Consider the following 24,588-nt stretch of genomic DNA (forward strand, 5'->3'; position numbering starts at 1 on the left):
GGGCCGGGCCTGGTCAAGCAGTACACCCAGGAGCCCACCGATGTTCAAGACCATCGAAGCCCACGTGCGCAAACAGGTCGCCCCCGCCGCCCTGCGCGCCGAGTTCCGCCAACACGAATTCGAGGCCATGCGCCCTTTCTGCCTGCTGGTGTTCTGCGTCAGCATCCTGATCTGGCTGGTCTTCGACCTGATCGTCAGCTTCCTCGGCGGTCAGGGTTTCACCTGGCTGTCCTACCTGTTCATCACCCTGCTCAGCGGCCTCACCGTGGTGCTGCGGTTCACCCGTCGCAGCCATCACTTCGATGTGCTCAACCTGCTGTTCGTCGCCGCTATCACCCTGGGCATGCGCCTGGTGATCGAAGGCATCCCGGTGGCCCTGCGTCCGGTGTGGCTGGTGCTCGGGGTCTCCACCGTGCTGTATGCCGTGTCGGTGCTACCGGTGCGGCGCTGGTCGTTCTTCTGCGCCATGGCCATCACCTGGGTGCTGCTCAACCCGTTCTACCACACCCGTATCGGCCCGGACGAACTCGAAGGCGCCATGCTGATCAGCTACGCGGTGTTCCTCAGCGCCCTGGTCATCCACAGCTACCTGCAGATGCGCAAGGCCAAGCTGCACAACTTCTACCTGTCCAAGGTGCTGCTGGACCAGGCCTATATCGACGCCCTGACCGAAATCCCCAACCGCCGCTCGTTCATGACCAAAGCCGACCATCAGCTGCGCCTGGCCACGGCCGAGCAGTACCTGGCGATGATCGACATCGACAATTTCAAACGGGTGAATGATAGTTTCGGCCATGACGTGGGCGATGAAGTGCTCAAGCGCGTGGCCCTGCATATCAAGGCGAGCATGGCCGGTTACGAGTTCGCCCGACTGGGCGGCGAGGAATTCGCGATCTTTTTCCACGGGCTGGACCAGCAAGGCGCCGAGCAACGGGTGGCAGCGCTGTGCCAACGGGTGCGCGAGGACGTTGGCGAGCACCCGGTGACGGTCAGCATCGGCCTGACCCGGGTGGACCAGGGCGACAGCCTGACCACGGCGCTGGTGCGCGCCGACCAGGCGTTGTACGCGGCCAAGCACAGCGGCAAGGACCGCTTTGTGCTGTGGACTAAACAGCTGGCAGAGCAGGGTTAGCAGGCCCGGTCCTTTCGCGGGTAAACCCGCTCCCACAGATTCTCCACATTGATCGAGATCGGTGCGGTCCCTGTGGGAGCGGGTTCACCCGCGAAAGGGCCGGCACAGCCCCCCATCACCCAGCAGGCAAGCGAATCCGGAACTGCGCCCCACCCAGCGCCGACTGCGCCACGGTCAAGGTGCCACCCTGGCCCTCGATCGCCCGCCGGCTGATCGCCAAACCCAGGCCAAACCCGCCGGTATTGCGGTCACGGCTACGGTCCAGGCGGTAGAACGGCTGGAAAATCCGCTCACGCTCCGCCAGCGGAATACCAATCCCGTCATCCTCCACCGTCAGCAGGCAGGCACCATCCGCTTCCAGGCGCAAGCGCAGCAACAGGCTCTCGTCGCAGTAACGCATGGCATTGCGCACCAGGTTCTGCACCGCCCGTGCCGTCAGCCGTGGGTCCAGCACAAAACGCGGCAAATCACCCTCGGCCCGCACCTCCCACTGGATGGCCCGTGCATCGAGTTCCTCGGCAAAGCCCCCCAGCACGCTGTCGACCAGCTCCAGCAACGACACCTCGACCCGCTCGCGGGCCTGGTCGGCGTTATGCAGCCGGCTGTAGGACAACAGCTCCAGCACCAGCTCATCCAGCTCACGCACATGCCCCACCAGCTCCAGCAGGCGTTTACGGCTGGCCGCTGGCACTTCGTCGAACAGCAGCACCAGGCCGAAGTCCAGCCGGGTCAGCGGCGTGCGCAGCTCGTGCGACACTGCATTGAGCAGCTCGCGCTGCTGGTTGACGTGGCGCTCCAGGTCACTGGCCATGGTGTCGAACACCCCGGCCAGCTCACCGATGTTGGAGTGCGGCGAGATGTGCGTACGCTCGGCCATCTGCCCCTGGCCAAGGCGCCGGGCGGTTTCCTTCAGGCGCTCCAGGTCGCGCCAGTGCGGCCATACCCACAGCAGCAGGCAGCCGAGCATGGCCGCACCGATCAGTACGGTCACGCCCCACGACAGCACGTTGATGTCCAGCGGGTCTGGCGGTGAGTGCAGGCGCACCAGCCATTCCTTGTCCAGCGGCGCCAGCACCGTCTCGTAGTAGCCCCATTCGGCGATGCGCACGGCGTACAGGCCGTGCTCCAGGCGCGCCTGCTCGTCCTCGCTCAAGTCGGCCTGGTCCATGCGCAGCAGCTGCAGTTCCAGCGGTGCGAAATCACCGGCCAGCTCCTGCTCCACCGCCGACCACTGCTCGCGCGGGGCCTGGCGGAACTGGCGCACGATCAGCGACTGCACACCCTTGGCCTGGTCCAGGTTGTAGGCCATGAAGCGGTCCTGGAACAGGCCGACAATGGAGTCAGGGATGAACAGCAGCGCACCGGCATAGGCGACGATGATCACCAGGTACAGCCGCACCAGGATCTTCAGCATGGGCGGTCAGCACTCCCACTCGACGCGGCTGAACAGGTAGCCCTTGCCCCACACGGTCTTGATCTTGCGCGCTTCGCCGGCGTTATCGTCGAACTTGCGCCGCAGCTTGGAGATGGCGACATCCACCGAACGGTCGGTGCCGTTGAACTCGATACCACGCAGCTGCTGCAGGATGCGGTCGCGGTTCAGCACTTCGCCGGCGTTGCGCGCCAGTACCACCAGCAGGTTGTACTCGCCACTGGACAGCTCCACCTCTTCGCCGCGCCAGCTCACGGTCCGTTCAGCCAGGTCGATACGCAGGCCACCGATCAGGATCAGGTCGTTGTCCAGGCGCGGCTCGTTGACGCTGCTGCGGCGCAGCAGGGTACGCACGCGGGCCAGCAGCACACGCGGCTCGCAGGGTTTGGTCACATAGTCGTCAGCGCCCATTTCCAGGCCCAGGACCTGGTCGTGGCTGTCGTCGCGGGCGGTCAGCATCAGGATCGGCAGGCTTTGCGATTCCTGGCGCAGCAGGCGGCACAGCTGCAGGCCATCGATGCCCGGTAGCATCAGGTCAAGGATGACCAGGTCGGGTTTTTGCCGGCGGTACTCGTCCAGCACATGATCGCCACGGGCAATCACCTGGACATGGAAGTCGTTGCGTTGCAGGTAGCTGGCGATCAGCTCGGACAGGGCGCTGTCGTCTTCGACCAGGAAAATATTCGGCATAGGCGCTTGGAATCTGGGTTGAGGTAGACCTTTGCCGGCCTCTTCGCGGGTAAACCCGCTCCCACAGGGACCGCACAGGTTCCAGATGCTGTGCGGTCCCTGTGGGAGCGGGTTTACCCGCGAAGAGGCCGGCACAGGAATACTCAGGATATAGAACCCTACAGGTCGAGAGGATTGTTCTTCACACTTTTTCACACTCGCCCTACAGGTATTAACAGCCACCCAAGGAACGCCTGCCGTAGCATACAGGCGGTCATCATCGGAAGATCCGTATGTCTACTACCCTCCCCCCACGCCTGCGCCCATTGGCGCTTCTGGCATTTCTGAGCCTGTCCCTGGCCGGCTGCGACGATAGCGCCGAACAGGACGAACAAGCCCCCACCCCGCAAGTGCGGGTGGAAACCCTGCAACTGCAGCCACTGGCCATCAGCAGTGAGCTCAGCGGCCGCATCCTCGCGCCGCGCACCGCCGAAGTGCGCGCGCGGGTCGCGGGCGTGGTGCTCAAGCGGGCGTACCGCGAAGGCAGCGACGTCAAGCAGGGCGATGTGCTGTTCCTGATCGACCCGGCGCCGTTCAAGGCCGACCATGACAGCGCCCGCGCCACCCTGGCCAAGGCCGAGGCTACCCTGTACCAGGCACGCTTGCAGGAGCAGCGCTACCGCGAGCTGGTCGAGGACAAGGCCGTCAGCCGCCAGGAATACGACAACGCCAAGGCCAGCTACCTGCAGGCCGATGCCGAAGTGGCCGAGGCCAAGGCGGCCCTGGAGCGCGCCCGCCTCAACCTCGGCTACGCCACCGTGACCGCGCCGATTTCCGGCCGTATCGGCCGCGCCCAGGTCACCGAAGGTGCGCTGGTCGGGCAGAACGAGACCACGCCACTGGCGACCATCCAGCAGCTGGACCCGATCCACGCCGATGTCACCCAGTCGACCCGCGAACTCAACGCCTTGCGCCGCGCCTTGCGGGCTGGCGAGCTGCAGCAGGTCGGCGACGGCCAGGCCCGGGCCACGCTGATCCAGGATGACGGCAGCACCTACCCGCTGCCGGGCAAACTGTTGTTCTCCGACATCAGCGTCGACCCCAGTACCAACCAGATCACCCTGCGCAGCGAATTCCCCAACCCGGACCTCGACCTGCTGCCCGGCAGCTACGTGCGCGTGCGCCTGGAGCAGGCCGTGCAGCCCAAGGGCCTGAGCGTGCCGCAGCGCGCCATCCTGCGCGACAGCGCCGGCGTGCCCAAGGTGCTGGTGGTCGACCCGCAGGCCCGGGTCAGCGACCGCCAGGTAGTGCTGGGCAGCGCCCAGGGCGACCGCTGGATCGTCAGCGAAGGCCTGGCCCCCGGGGAGCGGGTAGTGGTCGAGGGCCTGCAACACGTCAAGGCCGGTGACCAGGTGCAGGTCGACAATGCATCAGGGGCACCGCCCATCGCACAGCACACTGGCCAGTGAGGGCCTGACTCATGCCGCAATTCTTCATCGACCGCCCGGTATTCGCCTGGGTGGTCGCCCTGTTCATCCTGCTGGCCGGTGCCCTGGCCATCCCGCAGCTGCCGGTGGCCCAGTACCCCAACGTGGCACCGCCGCAGGTGGAAATCTACGCCGTGTACCCGGGCGCTTCGGCGGCGACCATGGACGAGAGCGTGGTCAGCCTGATCGAACAGGAGCTCAACGGCGCCGACAACCTGCTGTACTTCGAGTCGCAGAGCAGCCTGGGCAGCGCCACCATCACCGCCACCTTCGCCCCGGGCACCAACCCGGACCTGGCCCAGGTCGACGTGCAGAACCGCCTGAAGGTGGTCGAGTCGCGCCTGCCACGCCCGGTGACCCAGCAGGGCCTGCAGGTGGAAAAGGTCTCCACCGGTTTCCTGCTGCTCGCCACCCTCACCGCCGAAGACGGCAAGCTCGACGAAACCGCCCTGTCGGATCTCCTCGCGCGCAACGTGATGGATGAAATCCGCCGCCTCAAGGGCGTCGGCAAGGCCCAGCTGTACGGTTCGGAGCGTGCCATGCGCATCTGGATCGACCCGCGCAAGCTGATCGGCTTCAACCTCACGCCCAACGATGTGGCGGAGGCCATCGCCGCGCAGAACGCCCAGGTGGCCCCCGGCAGCATTGGTGACCTGCCCAGCCGCAGCACCCAGGAAATCACCGCCAACGTGGTGGTCAAGGGCCAGCTGAGCACCCCCGAGGAGTTCGCCGGGATTGTCCTGCGCGCCAACCCGGACGGTTCCACGGTGACCATCGGCGATGTCGCCCAGGTCGAGATCGGTGCCCAGGAATACCAGTACGGCACGCGCCTGAACGGCAAGCCGGCCACCGCCTTCAGCGTGCAACTGTCGCCGGGCGCCAACGCCATGGAAACCGCCACCCTGGTGCGGGCGAAGATGCAGGACCTGGCGCGCTACTTCCCGGAAGGCGTCAAGTACGACATCCCCTACGACACCTCGCCATTCGTCAAGGTGTCGATCGAACAGGTCATCAACACCCTGTTCGAAGCCATGCTGCTGGTGTTCGCGGTGATGTTCCTGTTCCTGCAGAACCTGCGCTACACCCTGATCCCGACGCTGGTGGTACCGGTGGCGCTGATGGGTACCTTCGCCGTGATGCTGGCCATGGGCTTCTCGGTCAACGTGCTGACCCTGTTCGGCATGGTGCTGGCCATCGGCATCCTGGTCGACGATGCCATCGTGGTGGTGGAAAACGTCGAGCGGATCATGGCCGAGGAAGGCCTGCCGCCCAAGGAGGCCACGCGCAAGGCCATGGGCCAGATCAGCGGGGCAATCGTCGGCATTACCCTGGTCCTGGTGGCAGTGTTCCTGCCCATGGCCTTCATGCAAGGCTCGGTGGGGGTGATCTACCAGCAGTTCTCGCTGTCGATGGCAGTGTCGATCCTGTTCTCCGCGTTCCTGGCCCTCAGCCTGACCCCGGCGCTATGCGCCACCCTGCTCAAACCGGTGGCCAAGGGCGAGCACCATGAACGCAAAGGCTTCTTCGGCTGGTTCAATCGCCGCTTCGAAGGCATGAGCAACGGCTACCAGCGCTGGGTGATGCAGGCGCTCAAGCGCAGCGGCCGCTACCTGCTGGTATACGCGCTGCTGCTGGCGGTGCTGGGCTATGGCTTCAGCCAGCTGCCCACAGCGTTCCTGCCCACCGAAGACCAGGGCTACACCATCACCGACATCCAGCTGCCGCCAGGCGCCAGCCGCATGCGCACCGAACAGGTGGCGGCACAGATCGAGGCGCACAACGCCGAGGAGCCGGGCGTGGGCAACACCACCTTGATCCTGGGGTTCAGCTTCTCCGGCAGCGGGCAGAACGCGGCGCTGGCCTTCACCACGCTCAAGGACTGGTCGGAACGCGGCGCCGACGACAGCGCCCAGTCGATCGCCGACCGCGCGACCATGGCCTTCACCCAGCTCAAGGACGCCGTGGCCTACGCCGTGCTGCCGCCGCCGATCGATGGCCTTGGCGAGTCGACCGGCTTCGAGTTCCGCCTGCAGGACCGCGGCGGCATGGGCCACGCCGCACTGATGGCCGCCCGTGACGCGCTGCTGGCCAATGCCACCAAGAGCAAGGTGTTGAGCAACGTGCGCGAAGCCTCGCTGGCGGAAAGCCCGCAGGTGCAGTTGGAAATCGACCGCCGCCAGGCCAATGCCCTGGGCGTGTCGTTTGCCGATATCGGCACGGTGCTGGACGTGGCCGTGGGTTCCAGCTACGTCAACGACTTCCCCAACCAGGGCCGCATGCAGCGGGTGGTGGTGCAGGCCGAAGGCGACCAGCGCAGCCAGGTCGAAGACCTGCTGAAGATCCATGTGCGCAACGACAGCGGCAAGATGGTACCACTGGGCGCATTCGTCCAGGCCAAATGGGTCAGCGGCCCGGTGCAGCTGACCCGCTACAACGGCTACCCGGCGGTGTCGATTTCCGGCGAGCCGGCAGCCGGCTACAGCTCGGGCGAAGCCATGGCCGAGGTCGAGCGCCTGGTGGCGCAACTGCCGGCCGGCGCCGGCCTGGAATGGACCGGTCTGTCGCTGCAGGAGCGGCTGTCCGGCAGCCAGGCGCCGATGCTGATGGCGCTGTCGTTGCTGGTCGTGTTCCTGTGCCTGGCGGCGCTGTACGAAAGCTGGTCGATCCCAACAGCAGTACTGCTGGTGGTGCCGCTGGGCGTGCTCGGTGCGGTGCTGGCGGTAACCCTGCGCGGCATGCCCAACGACGTGTTTTTCAAGGTCGGCCTGATCACCCTGATCGGTCTGTCGGCGAAGAACGCCATCCTGATCATCGAGTTCGCCAAGCACCTGGTCGATCAGGGTGTGGATGCCGTGGATGCTGCCGTGCAGGCCGCGCGCCTGCGCCTGCGGCCGATCGTGATGACCTCGCTGGCGTTCATCCTCGGCGTGGTGCCACTGGCCATCGCCAGCGGCGCCAGCTCGGCCAGCCAGCAGGCAATCGGCACCGGGGTGATCGGCGGCATGCTCAGCGCCACCCTGGCGGTGGTGTTCGTGCCGGTGTTCTTCGTGGTAGTGATGCGCCTTGCCGGGCGACGCCAAGCAGGTAATGCCGACACGCAGGCCGTGACCAGCGACAGCTGACTGGACAAGCCCCGCGTGAAATGGGAGGGTTCCCGGCAATGACTGCCCGGAACCCTTTTTCATGCCCGATGCCCTGCCCCCCTGCTCCATCCTCATTCTCGCCGGTGGCCGCGGCCAGCGCATGGGCGGCCGTGACAAGGGCCTGATCGACTGGCAGGGCGAACCGCTGGTGGCGCATGTGCAACGGGTGGTACGGCCGCTCAGCGATGATCTGGTGGTTTCCTGCAACCGCAACCAGGAGGCCTACCGGGCGTATGCCGACCAGTTGGTGGGCGATGCCGAGGCGGACTACCCCGGGCCGTTGGCGGGGGTGATTGCCGGGCTCAAGGTGGCGCAGCATGAATGGGTGGTGCTGCTGGCTTGCGATGCGCCGTTGGTGGACCGGGGGTTGATCGAGGACCTGCTGCGCTTGGCGGTGGCCAGTGACAGTGCGGCCATGGTGCGCCAGGGTGGGTACTGGCAGCCAATGTTCAGCGTGCTGCCACACCGGGTGTTGCCAGTGCTGGAGCAGGCCTGGGCGGCGGGTGAGCGAAGCTTGCAGAAGGCCTTGCTGCGTGAGTCGGTGCAGGGCCTGGAATGTGCCGACGATGATCGCAGGTTGAGCAACTTCAACAGCCCGCAGTTTTTACAAGGCTGAGATCATCTACTGCCTGTGCTGGCCTCTTCGCGGGTAAACCCGCTCCCACAGGTACTGCACAGGCCCCAAGGGCAGTGGAGAACCTGCGGGTTTACCCGCGAAGAGGCCGACACAGGCAGCACATCACCCGGCAGACAGCTCCTCGACACTGATCTCACGCATGCGGAACTTCTGCACCTTGCCGGTCACCGTCATCGGGAACTCATCGACAAAGCGGAAGTACCGGGGCACCTTGAAGTGCGCAATCCGCGCCTTCGCCCACTCGCGCAGTTCCTCTTCGCTGGCCGTATGCCCCGGGTGCAGCCGCACCCAGGCCACGATCTCTTCACCGTACTTGCTGCACGGCACGCCAATCACCTGCACATCGGCCACCGCCGGGTGGGTGAAGAAGAACTCCTCCAGCTCGCGCGGGTAGATGTTCTCACCGCCACGAATGATCATGTCCTTGCTGCGCCCGACAATACGCACATAGCCCTGCTCGTCCATCACCGCCAGGTCGCCGGTGTGCATCCAGCCTTGTTCATCGATGCTTTCGGCCGTGGCCTTGGGGTTGTTCCAGTAGCCCAGCATCACGCTGTAACCCCGCGTGCACAGCTCGCCGATCTCGCCACGCGGCACGCTGTTGCCGTCGGCATCGATCACCTTGTTCTCCAGCCGCGGCTGGGTACGCCCGACGCTGGTCACGCGGCGCTCCAGGTCGTCGCTGGCGCCGGTCTGCAGCGACACCGGGCTGGTCTCGGTCATGCCGTAGGCAATCTGCACCTCGGCCATGTGCATCTCGCCGATAACCCGGCGCATCACTTCGATCGGGCAGGTGGCGCCGGCCATGATCCCGGTGCGCAGGCTCGACAGGTCGAACTCGCCACGCTGCGGGTGGTCCAGTTCGGCGATGAACATGGTCGGCACACCATACAACGCAGTGGCCCTTTCTTCCGCCACCGCACGCAGGGTGGCCAGCGCGTCGAAGGAGTCGTTGGGGTAGATCAGGGTACTGCCGTGGGTCATGCAGCCGAGGTTGGCCATGACCATGCCAAAGCAGTGGTAAAGCGGCACCGGCACCACCAGCCGGTCATGCTCGGTCAGGCCCAGGCTCTCGCCGACCATGTAGCCGTTGTTGAGGATATTGCTGTGGCTGAGCGTGGCGCCCTTGGGGAAACCGGTGGTGCCCGAGGTGTACTGGATGTTGATCGGGTCGTCGCAGCGCAACTGAGCCTGGCGCTCGGCCAGGGCTTCGCGGCTGACGGCTGCGGCACGGGCCTGCAGGCCATGCCAGGCGAGGAAGCCCGGCGGTGGTGCGGCGGCCAGGCTGACCACGCCGCGCAGTTCGGGGAAACGTTCGCAGATCAGGGCGCCCGGCTGGCCGCTGGCCAGGCCCGGGACCAGGCCAAGCAGCATGGCGTGGTAGTCGGAGGTCTTGAACGCGTCGGCGCAGATCACCCAGCGGCAACCGGACTGGCCGAGGGCGTAGTCCAGTTCGCTGGAGCGGTAGGCCGGGTTGATGTTGACCAGGATCGCGCCGACCTTGGCGCTGGCGAACTGGGTGATGCACCACTCGGCGCAGTTGGGGGCCCAGATGCCGAGGCGGTCACCGGGCTGCACGCCCAGCGCCATCAGCGCACGGGCGTGCTGGTCGACGGCTTCGGCCAGTTGCTGCCAGGTGTAGCGCAGGGCCTGGTGACGGACTACCAGGGCTTCGCGGTCGGGGAAGCGGGCGACGGTGGTGTCGAAGGCGTCGCCGATGCACTGGGTAAGCAGGGATTTGTCCTGGTTGCCCTGGGAGTAGCTTGGCTGGGGCATGGGCGGTCTCTTGTTGTTCTTGTGTTGATTGAGCGGGCCTCTTCGCGGGTAAACCCGCTCCCACAGGGACCGCACCACATTCAGCCCCTGTGGAGGTCCTTGTGGGAGCGGGTTTACCCGCGAAGAAAGCAACACCGGTTTAACGGATGAACACCTGCGGCGTAGTAGTGGACATGTCGCCACCCGGCAACTTGATGTTCTTCACTTTCTCCAGCGTATCCGGGTTGAACACCGCCAGGTCGTTGAAGGTGCCGCCCAGGTACAACTTGTCGCCCTTCTTGTCGAAGGCCACGCAGTAGTAAGTGTGGTCCAGATTCGCCGCCTTGATCAGCTTGCGCTGCTTGAGGTCGTACTTGGCCAGGCGGTTGAGCACGCCGTAGATCTGGTTCGGGTCTTTCGGCGAACGCAGCCCGGTGAAGTACAGCTCGGTCAGGTCGGCGAACTCCTGGGTGTGGGTCTTGCCGGTCTTCAGGTCGACGCTCAGGTAGCCATACAGCAGCTCGGCGGTGGCCAGGTCCTGCTTGTCATCCTTGAACCTGGCAATGGTGTACAGCATCGAGAACTCGTGGCGCGGGCTTTGGTGCGGCCAGAAGTACAGTACGTCCGGGGCGCTGTAGCCTTTGCGGTTCCAGTTGCGCAGCGGCAAGGCCACCGTGTACTTGCCGGTGTTCACGTCCATCTTGTAGATGTCCGGCCCGGCGACGTACAGGCTGCCATCGTCCGCCGCACGCATCAGGTACACCTGGCGCGGCATCGGGAAGCTGCGTACCGGCTTGGCCTCAAGGCCATCGGCGGTGCTGAACACTTCCAGCCGCGGTGGCTTGACCACGTAGTGGTCGTTCAGGCGCTGGGTCGGGTTGACCGTAGCGTACACCTCCTTGCCGTCCGGGCTGATGGCGAACGAGTACATCGACCGGCCCACCTCACCCGGCACGCTGGACAGGTTGGCGTGGAAGGTGTTCTTGCAGGTGTCCAGGTCGATGCCGTAGATGTCGCCGTAGTGGTTGTTGAGCACGTAGGCGGTGCGGTTGTCCGGCGCCATCATCGCGGTGCCGGGGCCGAACTTGTCGGGCATGACGCAGCTCTTGTACACCGTGTCACTGGCCACATCGACCACGTGCAGGTTGTTCGGGTAGTTGGTCACGATCATGTATTCGTGGCCAGCCTTCAGCGCCGGCCCGGTGGTGGCGGCCTGTACCAGCCCGGCGCAGGCCGTGGCGGCGATGGTGAGCGCGAGTGGCGCGCAGCGTCCAGCTTTCATGCGGTTTCCCCTTGTCATTCTTGTTGGGCCGGTCACTTGTCTTTCGGGAACACGGTGCCGAGGTTGCGCCAGTCTTCGGCAGAGTTGCTCGCCTGGGCGTTCCAGTCCTGATAGGTGCTCATCATGTCCGGCACCTGGGCCGGCCACCAGCAAGGGTCGGAGCAGCCATACAGGTCGGCCTCCATCGGCTGGCACAGCGAACTTACGCCGCCAAAAGCATCCACTTCCCAGCCCGGGTCGGTGGTGGCGGTGCAGCCAGCCACCGCACTCATGGCCATGACTTCTTCGACGCGATCTTCGGCGGCGGCCTGCTCAAGGATGCGCGCCTTGTTGTTCAGGGGCTTCAAATGCTTCATGTCAGTGCGCCTTCCGCGGGGTGATGTAGCGATCGATGAAGGCCGGGTTGGCGGCCATGATGCGGCTGTAGACTTCAATACCGAAGTCGACCCAGTCGCGCATCAGTTCGCAATAGTGGTAGGTCGGGTGCTGCGGGTCGCCATAGCGGGCATAGCTTTCGTGGTAACAGCCGCCGGAGCACAGGTTGCGGATGCGGCAGCTGTCGCAGCCGGTATTGCTGCGGTCCAGGCGCTGCGACAGGAAGTCGTTGAGCTGTACCTGCTGCACGCCCTGGTGCACGTTGCCGAAGGTCGGCAGGCTGGAGCCGGTGAAGCGGTGGCACAGGTTCAGCTCGCCTTCGTGGTCCACCGCCAGCATCTTCAAGCCGGCACCGCACGGCAGGGCCTTCTTGTGGCCTTCGTGGATGTCGGTGATCAGCTGGTGCAGGTTGGAGAAACCGATATTGCGGTGCTCCAGCGCTGCCTCCAGGTAGCGCCGGCCCAGCGCCTTCATGTTGGCGAACACCTGCACCAGTTCTTCGCCGGTGAGGTTGAAGTTGGCCATGTCGCCAGAAGTAACCGGGGCAAAGCCGACTTCAGCGAAGCCCAGTTCGTTGAACAGGTGGTTCCAGATGGTCTCGACGTCGGTGATGCCACGGGTCAGCGTGACCCGCGCGCCCACCGGGCGGCTGGTGTAGCGCGACAGCAGCAGGTCCGCCTTGCGCCGCACCACGTCATAGGTGCCCTGCCCGCCCACGGTGATGCGGTTGCGGTCGTGCACGGTCTTGGGGCCGTCGATGCTGATCGACAGGCCGAAGCGGTGGGCGTTGAGCCAGTCGATGATCTCTTCGGTGAGCAGCGTGGCATTGGTGGTCATGATGAACTCCACCTGCTTGCCCGCCTCGGCGAAGCGCCGCTCGCAGTAGGCGACCATGTGCTCGATCAGCGGCCGGTTGGACAGCGGCTCGCCACCGAAGAACACCACACTGTAGCGCTGCTCGTCGGGCGACTCCTTGAGCAGCATCTCCACCGAGGCTTCAGCGGTGGCGGTGCTCATCTTCTTGCCCACGGACGGCTTGTCCAGGTCTTCCTTGTAGCAGTAGGTGCAGCTGAGGTTACAGCCGGTGTTGACGTTGAGCACCACGGTGTTCAGCGCAGTGCGCTCGACCTGTTTGATGGCGATTTCCGGGGTCAGCGGCGAGCCGTCGCTGACCAGCTCCAGCGCGATCAGCTCGCGCAGGGTGTCCTGGATATCGTCGCCGGCAAACTGCTGGCCAAGGCGCTGCATAAGCTCCTCGGCCGAGCAGCCTTGCTGGCGCAGGGTGTCGATGATGCCGCCGGTCACCGCGTCGGCGGTGAACAGCGAACTGCTGGGGATATGGAACAGCATGCGGTCGGCATCGACCTGCACTTCATGCAGGTTGCGTTCGACCAGGTTCAGTAGTGCGCCCATGGCGACCTCCCGATAATCGATCCGTTGGAAAACCGTAAGCCCCCTGCCGTTACGGCAGCGGCGGGTTGTTCCAGCGCTGTACGGTGACGATCATGTGCCCTTCGCCGGTCTGGCCACCGTCGGCCAGGGTGGCGATGACCTTCAGGTTGCCGGCGTTGTTGGTCATCATCTTGCGCTCCGGGTTGGGGCCGGCACCGCCTGGCACGAACACGCCATCAGCCTGCATCTTCCCGGCGAACTTGACGTCTTCATCCTCGACCGCACGCTCGTTGAACGGCTCGACCTTCCAGCTGGCCGGCAGGTAGCCGATGCGCAGCGGTTGGCCATTGGCGTCCTTGCCCCAGGCTTCGGCCTCGAAACGGCCCTGCACCTTGGGCACCGAGGCGCCGTTTTCGCCGATGCGAGCGATGGAGAATGCCGGCACCACCTTCACTTCCTCGACCTTGTCGTAGACCGCCAGGTTGACGCCCTTGAGCGCACCTACGGCGACTTCGCGCTGGCCAGGCTTGGCATCGGCCGCGGCGCGCGCCTTCACCCTTACCAGGGTCGGGGTCTGCTCCAGCACTTCGGTCACTTCCACGCCAGCACCCAGGTCCGGCTTGCCGGCCAGGCCACTGCCAACCAGGGTGATCTCGCTTTCACCACCGACCTTGATGAATGCCGGCTGTAGCGCCAGCAGGCGCGCCTTGCCCTCCTTCACCGCGGTGAAGTCCAGGCCACGCTCATCGTGCTCGGCCTCGAACATGCGGCCCTTCATTTCGCCATCCAGCGCGGCGAACACCTGGCGCAGGTTGACGTCGCCGACCTTGACGTTGCCACGCCATTCATAGCCGTTGTAGAGGATCGCCGAGCCGCTGCCATTGAACGGCGTACCGTCGGCATAAGCGCCCTTGACCTCGACCTTGAAAGTATCGCCCTGGTCAGGCGTGACGCTCATCACCCCGCGCACATCGCCCTTGGCCAGCATGTGGCCGCTGAATGCCCACTGGCCCGGCAGCGCATCGGCCGTGGGCCTGGCCTTCTGCCATTCGGCCCACGCCGCGCTTTCCAGTGGGTAGCGCTTGGCCAGGTCGGGCACCACTTGCTGCAGGGCAATCGGCAGCCAGTCGCGGTCACGCGCCTGGGCCTGGTATTCGAGGGACGGCCACTGGCCAAGGTGGAAGTTGACCAGGTGCTCCCACTCCTTGGCCGGGCGCCGCTGCAAGGCGACGCGGGCACCGGAGTGGCAGCGACCACAGGTTTCGCTGAGCCGGGTGTCGAACTGCTCGACGGTGTTGAGCCGGCGCTCCATGGCATAACGCACGCCATCGGTCTCGCTGGGCGCCAGGCCTTGCTTGTCGGCCAGGTACTTGACCAGGGTGCGGCGGTCATCGTCGCTGATCTGCAGACCGTGCATCACCTGCATGCGGGCGATGCTCATCAACCAACCTTCCGGCGTCTTGCGCTGGTGGCTGATACGGCTGTACGCGTCGTTGCCTTCGGGGATATGGCATCCCATGCACTTGTTCTGCAACAGGCTCGGGCCCTGCTCGGCCGCCATGGCCTGGGTGCTCAGCAGCGCGGCGGCGACCAGCGCCAGTTTGCCCGCATGCCGCCGGAGTCGAGTCGTCTTCAAGGTCAGACCTCCACGGTTGTTGTTCTTATCGTTGTCGCACGCTTTGGTACAGCAGGTGTGCATGTGACGGTTGTGATACAGGAACTGTGCCAGTGGTAATAAAAGTGTTTTCTTTCAATCTATTAGCCGGTTTTCGGGGTTTTACTGCCAGCAGAGATGGCCAATTGCAGCGTGCCATTTCGCGACAGGGTGTTTCATCCTGAGACAGGGCCTGCTGCGCCGGCCAATCGCCGGCAAGCCAGCTCCCACAGGTACAGCACAGGTCTTCAAGGCAGTGGTTAACCTGTGGGTGCTGGCTTGCCGGCGATTGGCCCTTGATGCCACTGTTTCACCACCGTCTCACACCGTCTCAATGTGCAACAGCGCAACCCTGCAATCCCGACCTTGCACCAAGATAAAACCCAACCCGCTCAACGGTTTGTAGCCATCTACCCAGCTTGGCACGCCCATTGCGCCTGTGCCCGTCACATCCAATGACAAGAGGCACAGCCCCATGCTTTCCGAACTGCCCATCCTGCCCGCCACCCGCGCCTTTCTCGAACGCAAGCTGAAGATGCGCATCGGCGCCGACTGGCAGGACGCCGCCAGCGGTCGCACCCTGTCGTTCCGCAACCCGGCCACTGGCGAGGTGCTGGGTGAAGTGCCTGCCGCCGAGGCCGAAGATGTCGACCGCGCCGTGCGTGCCGCGCGCCAGGCCTTCGATGATTCGCCATGGAGCCGCCTGCGCCCGCGCGAGCGGCAGAACCTGTTGTGGCGCCTGGCCGACCTGATGGAACGCGACGCCCGCCAGCTGGCCGAACTGGAATGCCTGAACAACGGCAAGAGCGCCGCCGTGGCCCAGCTGATGGACGTGCAACTGGCCATCGACTTCCTGCGCTACATGGCCGGCTGGGCTACCAAGATCGAAGGTAGCACCGTCGAAGCCTCGATGCCGTTGATGCCCAACGACCAGTTCCACGGCTTCGTCCGCCGCGAGGCAGTGGGCGTGGTCGGCGCCATCGTCGCCTGGAACTTCCCGTTGCTGCTGGCGTGCTGGAAGCTCGGCCCGGCTCTGGCTACCGGTTGCACCGTAGTGCTCAAGCCTGCTGACGAAACACCACTGAGCGTGCTCAAGCTGGCTGAGCTGGTGGACGAAGCCGGTTACCCGGCCGGCGTGTTCAACGTGGTCACCGGTACCGGTCTGAACGCCGGCGCCGCGCTCAGCCGCCACCCTGGCGTGGACAAACTGACCTTTACCGGCTCCACCGAGGTCGGCAAGCTGATCGGCAAGGCGGCCATGGACAACATGACCCGCGTCACCCTGGAACTCGGCGGCAAGTCGCCAACCATCGTCATGCCCGACGCCAACCTGCAGGAAGCTGCCGCCGGCGCCGCCACGGCGATCTTCTTCAACCAGGGCCAGGTCTGCTGCGCAGGGTCCCGCCTGTATGTGCACCGCAAGCACTTCGACAACGTGGTGGCCGATATCGCCGGCATCGCCAACAGCATGAAGCTGGGCAGCGGCCTGGACCCGGCGGTGCAGATGGGCCCACTGATCTCGGCCAAGCAGCAGGACCGCGTCACCGGCTACATCGAGCTTGGCCGCGAGCTGGGCGCGACCATCGCCTGTGGTGGCGAAGGCTTCGGGCCGGGCTACTTCGTCAGGCCGACGGTGATCGTCGATGTCGACCAGCACCACCGCCTGGTGCAGGAAGAGATCTTCGGGCCAGTGCTGGTGGCGATGCCGTTCGATGACATCGACGAAGTGATCGGCATGGCCAACGACAACCCCTATGGCCTGGGTGCGAGCATCTGGTCCAACGACCTGGCCGCCGTGCACCGGATGATCCCGCGGATCAAGTCGGGCTCGGTGTGGGTCAACTGCCACAGCGCGCTGGACCCTGCCTTACCGTTTGGCGGCTACAAGATGTCCGGCGTCGGCCGCGAGATGGGGGCGGCGGCCATCGAGCATTACACCGAGCTGAAGTCGGTGCTGATCAAGCTCTGACCTTCAGCCTGTAGCGGCCCTTTCGCGGGTAAGCCCACAGGATCACCACAGGTCTGAACACTGTGGGATCCCTGTGGGAGCGGGTTCACCCGCGAAGAGACCGGTACAGGCAAACCCGAAAACAACAACAAAAACATGGAGCACACCATGAGGCACACACTCGCCTGTACATTGGCCCTGCTGTTCGCCACCCCCGTCACCCAGGCCTACGAACTGTACAACCACGACGGCACCACCCTCAACGCCGACCTCGAAGCCCTGTTCGGCACCTTCCACAGCGACGAAAGCTTCAACCTGGCCGGCAACCGCAAGCCCGGCAGCACCGCCTGGCAGGAAGGCTACGTCAAGTACGGCCTCAGCGGCAGCCAGGCCCTGGCCGACAGCGGCGCGCTCTACGGCGCCTTCAACCTGCTCAGCTCCGCCACCTGGGGCGATGGCGATGCCGCCGGCCTGACCCGGGGGGACGAGCGCCGCACCGCTGTCGAAGACCTGTACCTGGGCTGGCGCTCGGCCAACCTGTTCCCGGCCCTGGGCGAAGACGGCGTGGACATTTCCGGTGGCCGCCAGGTGGTGACCCTGGGTGACGGCTTTTTGATCCAGGGCGACCCGGTGAACCTGGGCAAGGTCGACCTGGGCGCCAACTTCGACCGCGGCGGCGCCTACTACCTGGCCGCACGCAAGGCCTTCGACCGCACGGCCGTACTGCGCCTGGGCGGCAAGCAAGGCTGGCGCAGCGACCTGATGTGGCTGAAGTCCGACAACCACTACCAGGCCGACACCTCGCTGGCGGTGGCAAACCTGGAACACGTCGCCGATGCCGGCAGCGTAGGCCTGAGCTGGATCCGCGGCCTCGAGGTGGACCAGCGCTACGCGCAGATCATGGGCCTGGAACACCGCGACGGCATGGACACCGCCAGCCTGCGCGGGCGTGGCAACCTCGGTGTGAAGGACCTGGAACTGGCCGCCGAGTACGTGACCCAGGACAAAACCGGCGGGCGGGAGAACGCCTGGTACCTGGAGGGCAACTGGACCTTCTCCGAACTGCCCTGGTCCCCCACCGCGACTTACCGCTACAGCCGTTTTTCCGAAGATTTCGACCCGCTGTTCTATGGCCTGAGCCGTGGCTATGGCACCTGGTTCCAGGGTGAAGTGGCGGCCAACTATGCCGGGCCGTTCAACAGCAACAGCCAGGTGCACCACGTGGCGCTCAAAGGCAAACCACGGGACAACCTGACCGTGGGCGCGCTGTACTTCGACTTCGACACGCTGGACACCGACCAGGGCAACTTGGGCGGGCGGGAGCTGGACCTGTATGTGGAATGGATGGTCAACGACCACCTGCTGATCAGCCCATTGGTGGGTTTCTACAAGCCGGAGCGCAGTGCGGCCAATGGTGGGACGCAACTGGGAGGGCGAGATAGCGGGACCTATATGCAACTGGTGGTCGGAACCTTCTTCTGAATTGATGCCCCCATCGCCGGCAAGCCAGCGCCCACAGGAATAGCACCAGACCTGAGGTCAATGCGATCGAAGTGGGAGCTGGCTTGCCGGCGAAAGGGCCGCAAGGCGGCCCCCGGATCTCAGCAGTAACCCTGCTCTGCCAGCCAACGCCGCAACATCACCTGCTGCTCTGCCAGCCAACCGTTCAGGACTGCCTCAAGAGGCCGACCAGCCTGCAACGCCCGCACCACCGGCGCCAACTCCACCCCCTGCACATGCCACACGCCCAAAGGCTGATCCGCCGTCACCACCACCTCGGCCTCATCCACCAGCCCGTCACGCAACACCGGCCGCCGCTCGACCCTCAGCACGCTCCAGTCCGCCGCCACATGCAATGCCTGCCTGTCCGGCCACCCCTGCCGCCGCGCCCAGAACGGCTGCCCCACCCGGCCCTGCTCTTGCCCATGGAAATCCCGCCCGATCCGGGCAAAGCGCAAAAACAGCTGCTCGATCCGCTGCTGGTGAAACTGCCGCGCCAAGCCTGCCCGCTCGGGTCTGCTCAGCAAGGTGTTGATCACCACCGGCGCCTGCAACGCCGAAGACAGTGACTGGAAGATCCCGTTGCCCGACAGCGGGTCAACGGCCATCGCTGCATCGCCCACGCGTATCCAGTCCTGCCCGACGCACTCGCCGGCCAGAATCGCAGTGCTACTGCGTGCATGCACCTGGGCCGGCGCCAGCGCCTGTGCATCGAACAGCTCGGCCACCAGTGCACTGCGGGCTCGCCGTGCCGCACAATAGTCCGCCAACCCGGCCTTGCCCGGCAGCCCGGCGGCGTCCAGGGTGACTTGCCAGTAGCAGCGGCCATCTTCCAGTCGCGCCATCCACGCCCAGCCATCTTCCAGGCTCTCCACCGCCGACGCCGGCACACCAGGGTTGGCCTGCCAGACATTCAGCAAGCTGACCGTCTCCGGCCCGCGCAGGCGATCTGCGGCCAGCGGGGCCTGGCGGCCTCGGGCCTCGACCAGGAAATCGGCCTGCAGTACCTGCCCATCGTCCAGGCGAACAAGATGACCGCCCTCGTGCGCAACCTCGCGTACCCGTCCCTCGATCACGCTCACACCCGCCCGCTGAAGGTCGTCGCGCAGCGCCCGGTCAAAACCTTGCCGGTCGAGCAGAAACTCCTGGTTCAGTTGCAGTCGCTGGCCGTTCCAGTGCACCTGCCGGGTGGCCGGTATGGCCGCCTGGCTCAAGGCACTTCCAAGACCCGCATGACGCAAGCCTTCAAGTACCCGTTGCGATACCCCCTCGACCGCCGCGAACCGGCGCCACTCGGACACCACCGTGACCGCGTAGCCCAGCCGCCGCAGGCCAATGGCCGTGGTCGCACCCGCAGGGCCCGCGCCCAGCACCACAATGCGCGGTTCAGGCATGGCCGGCACCTCGTCGCTCGGGGCCGGCAAACACCGCGTGGCGGCGCAACCAGTCATGCACCTGCTGGTGGTCCATGCCCGGCGCCTCACGCAGCAACGCCGCAATCCTGCCACTCAAGGCCGCGCAGCCCAGGCTCGCGCCCGCCCTGCCGCCCGCCCCCACATAACCGCCAAAGTCTGCCTGTCGGCTACCCAGCCAAGACCACTGGCCCGGCGCGCACCGGGCATCGCCGGTGACCCGGATCACCCCAGGGTAGCTGGCCGGATACACTGGCCCGCCCTGGGCCGGGCTGGACGCGCACAACAGCACACCCGCGGCCAAAGCCTCGGCACAGGCCTGGTGCAGCACAGGCCGGTCCTGCTGCAGGCCAAGGCTGAGGTTGACCAGCGTAACCCCCGCCTCCACCAGCCACAGCAGCGCGGCCGCCACCTGCAAGGCGCTGGTACTGGCCTGGGCGCCGAAAACCTGGGCCAGCAGCACCGGCACCGGCCCGGCCTCCCGCTGCAGGCCGGCGAGCACCGCGCTACCATGCCCAAGCTGGTCGGGCAGCATGTCACCTTCGCGCAACTGGCCGTCCTCCAGCCAGAAGCGGCGCGCGCCCAGCAAGGTGCTGGCCTGCTCCGGCGAGCAGCCACTGTCGATGACGCCAACGCGCAAGTCAGTGCCCATGCTTGATCACCTCCCCGGGCAGCACCTGCAACTGGCCATCGTGCAGCTGCAGGTGCAGGTCAGCATCGGCCAGGGTCGAAGCACGGTGGCTGATCAGGATACGTGTGCGGCCGGCGAACAGCTGGTCGATGGCCGCGATCACTTCGCGCTCGGTGGCTTCGTCCACCGCCGAGGTGGCCTCGTCCAGCACCAGGATCGCCGGCGCCTGCAGCACTGCGCGGGCGATGGCAATGCGTTGTTTCTGCCCACCGGACAGCTGCTGGCCACGCTCACCCAGCAGGCCGTCCAGGCCCAGCGGCAGGCTGTCGACCAGGCTATCCAGCCGCGCCAGGCGCACCACCCGCTCCAGCTCCGCACGGCTGGCCTCGGGCACGCCGTAGGCCAGGTTCTGCGCCAGGGTGCCACGGAACAGCACGATATCCTGGCTGACCACCGCGATGCGGCGGCGCAGCGCGGCCAGGTCCAGCTCGCGCAGGTCGGTGCCGTCCAGCAGGATGCGCCCGGCGTCCGGGTCGTAGAAGCGCTGCAGCAGGTCGATCAAGGTTGACTTGCCTACCCCCGAGGCACCGCTAATGGCCACCTTGAGGCCACCCGGCACGCACACTTGCACGTTGTTCAGCACCGCGCCCTGGCGCCCTTGATGGGCAAAGCTCAGCCCCTCGAGGCGCAATTCGCCCGGGCCGTCTGGTATCGGCCGCGGGTCGGCTGCCGGGCACACGGCCACGGACTCCTGCTTGAGCTCCATCACCCGCCCCAGGCTCACCGCCATGCGCTGCACCGCCACGTACAGGCCCAGCAGGCTCTGCACCGGCCCTACGGCCATGCCCATGTAGGTGGAAAAGGCGATCAGCGCACCCAACTGCCAGGTGCCCTGAATCACCCACCAACCGCCGACCAGAAAGGCGCAGGCGCGACACCACGAGGTCAGCGTGCCGGGGATGGCCTGGGTGAAGAATTCGGTCACCTGCACCTTGAGCAGCTGGCGCATGTAGCCCTGGCCCAGCTGGTCCAGGCGCCCCGCCTCGCGGCCTTGCTGGCCGGCCGCCTGGATGAACTTCATCGCCGGCAGGGTTTCGACCAGGAACGACGACACATCCGCCGAGCGCTCGCGCAGGTTGCGCACTTCGCGCTCGACCTTGCGCCGCATCCAGCGCAACCACAGCACTTCGATCGGCACCAGCAGCGCCAGCAGCAGCGACAGTTGCCACGACAGCATCAGCATCAACACCACCGCGCCCACCAGGCCGATCACTGCCGACACCGCCGAGAACAGCGAATCCACGGCGAAGCGCTGGATTTCCGCCACATCGCCATCCAGCCGCGAAAGGATGTCGCCGATGCGCCGCCGCCCGTAGAACGTCGGCGACAACTGCTGCAGGTGGCGGTAAAGGTCATCGCGCAGGGCAAACAGGATGCGCCCCGACAAGCGCGTATGCAGGTAGCGGTTGACCCCGGCCAGCACGGTACCCAGCAGGCCCGCGGCGATCATGATCGCCGCCATGTGCCAGAGGGTCTGGTAGTCCTTGGCCAGCAGCCCCCCGTCGATCAGGGTCTTGACCAGCCATGGTTGCGCCAGCGCCAGCAACGAGGCACCCAGCGACAAACCGAGCAACAGGCCGATGGCGCGTCGATGGGGGCGCACGAAACCATACAGCCAGGCCAACGCCTGGCGCATGAGTACAGGGTCGCTGGATTCCACCAGCCGGGCGAACAGGCCCCCCATGTCAGCCGCGCAACTGTTTGAGCTTGCGGTACAGCGTCGCCCGGCTGATGCCCAGTGCCTCGGCGGCGGCGGAAACGTTGCCCTGGTGGCGCACCAGGGCGCCGCGGATCTGTTCCAGTTCGTTGTCCTTGAGGCTGCCGGAAGGCGCCGTGCTACTGGCCAATTCATCCAGCAGGCAATCGGTGAGGTGATCGAGGGTGAGCAGCTGCTCGCCGTCCTCACGCATGGCCAGCGCGGTGCGCACCACCATTTCCAGTTGGCGAATGTTGCCCGGCCAGTCGAAGCTCTCCAGCAGTGCGGTCAGCGCCGGGTCGAGGGTCACGCCCCGGGCACCGGACTTGTCCAGCAGCCCGTGGATGATGGCGGCCAGGTCATCGCGCTCGCGCAGTGCCGGCAAGCGCAGTGACACGCCGTTGACCCGGTAGTACAGGTCTTCGCGGAAGTGCTGCTCCTGTACCAGGCGCTTGAGGTCGCGGTGGGTGGCACAGATCAATGCCACGTCGATGTCCTGCTCGTCGCCGGCGCCCAGCGGCGCCACACGGCGCTCCTGCAGTACCCGCAACAGGCGCGCCTGCAGGGCTAGCGGCATGTCGCCGATTTCGTCGAGGAACAGCGTGCCACCGTGGGCCTGCATCAGCCGCCCGACCATGCCGCCACGGCGCGACCCGGTGAAGGCCCCCTCGCGGTAGCCGAACAGTTCGGACTCGATCAGCCCTTCGGGGATGGCTGCACAGTTGACCGCCACGAACGGTTTGTCGGCCCGTGGGCTGGCCTGGTGCAAGGCCCGGGCGACGACTTCCTTGCCAGTACCGGTTTCGCCCAACAGCAACACCGGCAGGCCATTGCCCAGCCCCTGGCGGGCCATGCGCAAGTTGCGCGCCAGGCGTGGGTCACCACCGGCCAGCGCGTCGAGTGCCGGCGACTGCTTGCTCAGCGCTGGCTTGCTCGCCGGTGTGCTGCCGTTGACCCGGCCATGGCGCGGCAGCTGCAGGGCACGGAAGTAGAACTCGCCCTTGGCGGTTTGCACGCTGCTCACCCCGCCCTGCCACAGGCGCGCAATGAAGGCTGGCGAACGTTCGCCCAGCAGGTCGCTGCTGCGCCGACCTATCAGCTCATGGCGCGGCACCTGCAACAGCTGGCAGGCACTGTCGTTGGCGGCCAGCACTTCACCGTCCAGGCTCAGTGCCAACAGGCCATGCCAGGCGCTGTTGAGGTATTGCGGGCGGCTGTGGAAGGCCAGCACCAATTGCTCCGGGTGGCACAGGCCAAACATTCGGCTTTCGATGTTGCCGGCGGCCAGCATCAGCGTTGTCAGGTTGTCCTGTGGCTGCGCCATCACCCCTTCGCGGGTGATGTCGAGCACACCGATCACCTGGCCGCCTGGGTCGCGCAAGGGCACGGAGGTGCAGGAGAACGGGCTGAGGCGGTCGAGGTAATGTTCGCCGCAGTTGATCTGCGTCGGTCGGCCTTCCACCACTGCCGTACCGATGGCATTGGTGCCACGCAGCGACTCGCTCCAGCAACTGCCCAGGTGCAGGTCGCGCAGGCCTTCGCGTTGCAGCACGTGCTTTTGCCCTTCGATGGCCAGCACGTTGGCCTGGGCGTCGCCGAGGATGACAATGCCGGCCTTGCCCTGGCGCGCGACCAGGTAGTCCAGTTCCGGGGTGACGGCGTCGACCAGCAGGCGGTTGCGCTCCAGCAGCATACGCAGGTCATGACCCTGCTCCTGGCCCAGGCCAACCTGCTCGCCCTGCAGGCAATCCAGGCCATGGCCCAGGCTGCGCCGCCAGGAAGCGTCGATCTCGTCGCGCAGCATGCCCTGCGGCAGCTTGCCTTCGCGGGCCAGCTTCAGCCGGGCCTGGCGGGATTCGTGCAGCGGGTCGTGGGCGTTTGTTATTAATTGTCGCGCCATTTTCTACTCCGGCTGTGCCCCGCAGGTGGCGGGGAACGGGCTTGGGAATTTTCCGCAGTGTGCGGGAGAAATCCCTGGCCGTCATCAGGCTGCAGCAGAAGGTGGCATATGGTGACGTTTACGTAAAGGGACACGCAGGAGCACCGTCTTGCTCAAGATCTGCAAGCTTGCGCAATCTTTGTGGGAGCGGGTGCACCTGCGAAGAGCCCCCCGAGGTCAATCACGGCTGCCGCTTGATTCCAACAAAGCCCAAGCGCCCGGCAGACATCCGGCACCGTCTTCCGCCCGACCAGCTGCTGCCTTTCCACCCCATCAAGCAACGCCTCCACCACCGCCTTGGCCGAATCCAGCCCATGGTCATTGCTCAACAACAGATCACGACAGGTCCCCTTGGCCAGCTCCAGCGCCTTGAGATTGGTTGCAAACGCCCCTTTCAGCAGCGTAGACAGGTGCACAACTGGAGTCGCCACAAATCGCGACCAA

At 65.8% G+C, this 24,588-nt stretch carries 17 protein-coding genes and 1 pseudogene; 6 read left to right on the top strand and 12 right to left on the bottom strand.

Annotation, left to right across the window (positions count from 1 at the left end; all coding sequences use genetic code 11):
* Positions 1 to 40 precede the first annotated feature (40 nt).
* Positions 41 to 1,132 (top strand): GGDEF domain-containing protein, encoded by a 1,092-nt coding sequence (locus FQ664_RS16865; RefSeq protein WP_144173452.1) that lies wholly within the window; start codon positions 41 to 43, stop codon positions 1,130 to 1,132.
* Between the two features lie 115 nt (positions 1,133 to 1,247).
* On the opposite strand, the gene FQ664_RS16870 is transcribed toward FQ664_RS16865, so the two are convergent.
* Both FQ664_RS16870 and FQ664_RS16875 read right to left on the bottom strand, forming a co-directional pair.
* Positions 1,248 to 2,546: an ATP-binding protein gene (locus FQ664_RS16870; RefSeq protein WP_144173454.1), complete on the bottom strand. Its 1,299-nt coding sequence runs from the start codon at positions 2,544 to 2,546 to the stop codon at positions 1,248 to 1,250.
* 6 nt (positions 2,547 to 2,552) lie between these two features.
* Entirely contained in the window at positions 2,553 to 3,254 is a 702-nt protein-coding gene (locus tag FQ664_RS16875; RefSeq protein WP_144173456.1) for a response regulator, read from the bottom strand.
* A gap of 272 nt (positions 3,255 to 3,526) precedes the next feature.
* Between FQ664_RS16875 and FQ664_RS16880 the strand changes: the two genes are divergently transcribed.
* The 3 genes from FQ664_RS16880 (at position 3,527) to mobA (ending at position 8,479) form a co-directional block, all read left to right on the top strand.
* Positions 3,527 to 4,702, top strand: a complete 1,176-nt coding sequence (locus tag FQ664_RS16880; protein ID WP_144173458.1) for an efflux RND transporter periplasmic adaptor subunit — start codon at positions 3,527 to 3,529, stop codon at positions 4,700 to 4,702.
* Between the two features lie 11 nt (positions 4,703 to 4,713).
* Positions 4,714 to 7,842, top strand: coding sequence for an efflux RND transporter permease subunit (locus FQ664_RS16885; RefSeq protein WP_144173461.1), 3,129 nt, complete (start codon positions 4,714 to 4,716; stop codon positions 7,840 to 7,842).
* Between the two features lie 61 nt (positions 7,843 to 7,903).
* Positions 7,904 to 8,479 carry a molybdenum cofactor guanylyltransferase MobA gene (gene mobA, locus FQ664_RS16890; protein ID WP_144173462.1) on the top strand — a complete coding sequence of 192 codons (576 nt, stop codon included), beginning with the start codon at positions 7,904 to 7,906 and terminating at the stop codon, positions 8,477 to 8,479.
* Positions 8,480 to 8,602: 123 nt separating this feature from the next.
* On the opposite strand, the gene FQ664_RS16900 is transcribed toward mobA, so the two are convergent.
* The 5 genes from FQ664_RS16900 to peaA form a co-directional block, all read right to left on the bottom strand.
* The gene (locus FQ664_RS16900) at positions 8,603 to 10,276 is read right to left on the bottom strand and encodes a fatty acid CoA ligase family protein (protein ID WP_144173463.1); all 1,674 of its coding nucleotides are present in this window, start codon (positions 10,274 to 10,276) and stop codon (positions 8,603 to 8,605) included.
* Positions 10,277 to 10,415: 139 nt separating this feature from the next.
* Entirely contained in the window at positions 10,416 to 11,537 is a 1,122-nt protein-coding gene (peaD, locus tag FQ664_RS16905; RefSeq protein ID WP_144173464.1) for a quinohemoprotein amine dehydrogenase subunit beta, read from the bottom strand.
* Positions 11,538 to 11,569: 32 nt separating this feature from the next.
* Positions 11,570 to 11,893 (bottom strand): quinohemoprotein amine dehydrogenase subunit gamma, encoded by a 324-nt coding sequence (qhpC, locus tag FQ664_RS16910; protein ID WP_004375838.1) that lies wholly within the window; start codon positions 11,891 to 11,893, stop codon positions 11,570 to 11,572.
* Between the two features lies 1 nt (position 11,894).
* Positions 11,895 to 13,325: a quinohemoprotein amine dehydrogenase maturation protein gene (peaB, locus tag FQ664_RS16915; RefSeq protein WP_144173466.1), complete on the bottom strand. Its 1,431-nt coding sequence runs from the start codon at positions 13,323 to 13,325 to the stop codon at positions 11,895 to 11,897.
* A gap of 49 nt (positions 13,326 to 13,374) precedes the next feature.
* Positions 13,375 to 14,940: a quinohemoprotein amine dehydrogenase subunit alpha gene (gene peaA, locus FQ664_RS16920; protein WP_144173467.1), complete on the bottom strand. Its 1,566-nt coding sequence runs from the start codon at positions 14,938 to 14,940 to the stop codon at positions 13,375 to 13,377.
* Between the two features lie 493 nt (positions 14,941 to 15,433).
* On the opposite strand from peaA, the gene FQ664_RS16930 reads away from it, so the two are divergent.
* A complete protein-coding gene (locus FQ664_RS16930) occupies positions 15,434 to 16,927 on the top strand; it encodes an aldehyde dehydrogenase family protein (protein WP_144173469.1) in 1,494 nt (497 codons plus the stop codon).
* Positions 16,928 to 17,074: 147 nt separating this feature from the next.
* Complete coding sequence (locus tag FQ664_RS16935; protein WP_144173470.1) at positions 17,075 to 18,388, top strand: alginate export family protein; 1,314 nt, start codon at positions 17,075 to 17,077, stop codon at positions 18,386 to 18,388.
* Between the two features lie 119 nt (positions 18,389 to 18,507).
* On the opposite strand, the gene qhpG is transcribed toward FQ664_RS16935, so the two are convergent.
* The 5 genes and pseudogenes from qhpG to FQ664_RS28065 all read right to left on the bottom strand — a co-directional run.
* Positions 18,508 to 19,800: a flavin-dependent monooxygenase QhpG gene (gene qhpG / locus FQ664_RS16940; protein ID WP_144173471.1), complete on the bottom strand. Its 1,293-nt coding sequence runs from the start codon at positions 19,798 to 19,800 to the stop codon at positions 18,508 to 18,510.
* Positions 19,793 to 20,470 (bottom strand): subtilisin-like serine protease QhpE, encoded by a 678-nt coding sequence (qhpE, locus tag FQ664_RS16945; protein ID WP_144173472.1) that lies wholly within the window; start codon positions 20,468 to 20,470, stop codon positions 19,793 to 19,795. Before qhpE ends, qhpG begins: the two co-directional genes overlap by 8 nt.
* Positions 20,460 to 22,193 carry an ABC transporter ATP-binding protein gene (locus FQ664_RS16950; protein ID WP_144173474.1) on the bottom strand — a complete coding sequence of 578 codons (1,734 nt, stop codon included), beginning with the start codon at positions 22,191 to 22,193 and terminating at the stop codon, positions 20,460 to 20,462. The genes qhpE and FQ664_RS16950 overlap by 11 nt, the downstream gene beginning before the upstream one ends.
* Position 22,194: 1 nt before the next feature.
* Entirely contained in the window at positions 22,195 to 24,105 is a 1,911-nt protein-coding gene (locus tag FQ664_RS16955; RefSeq protein ID WP_144173475.1) for a sigma-54-dependent Fis family transcriptional regulator, read from the bottom strand.
* 278 nt (positions 24,106 to 24,383) lie between these two features.
* Positions 24,384 to 24,575, bottom strand: a pseudogene (locus FQ664_RS28065) (hypothetical protein); the annotation flags it as partial.
* Positions 24,576 to 24,588: the final 13 nt, after the last annotated feature.

Source organism: Pseudomonas persica (assembly GCF_900291015.1).
GTDB lineage: Bacteria > Pseudomonadota > Gammaproteobacteria > Pseudomonadales > Pseudomonadaceae > Aquipseudomonas.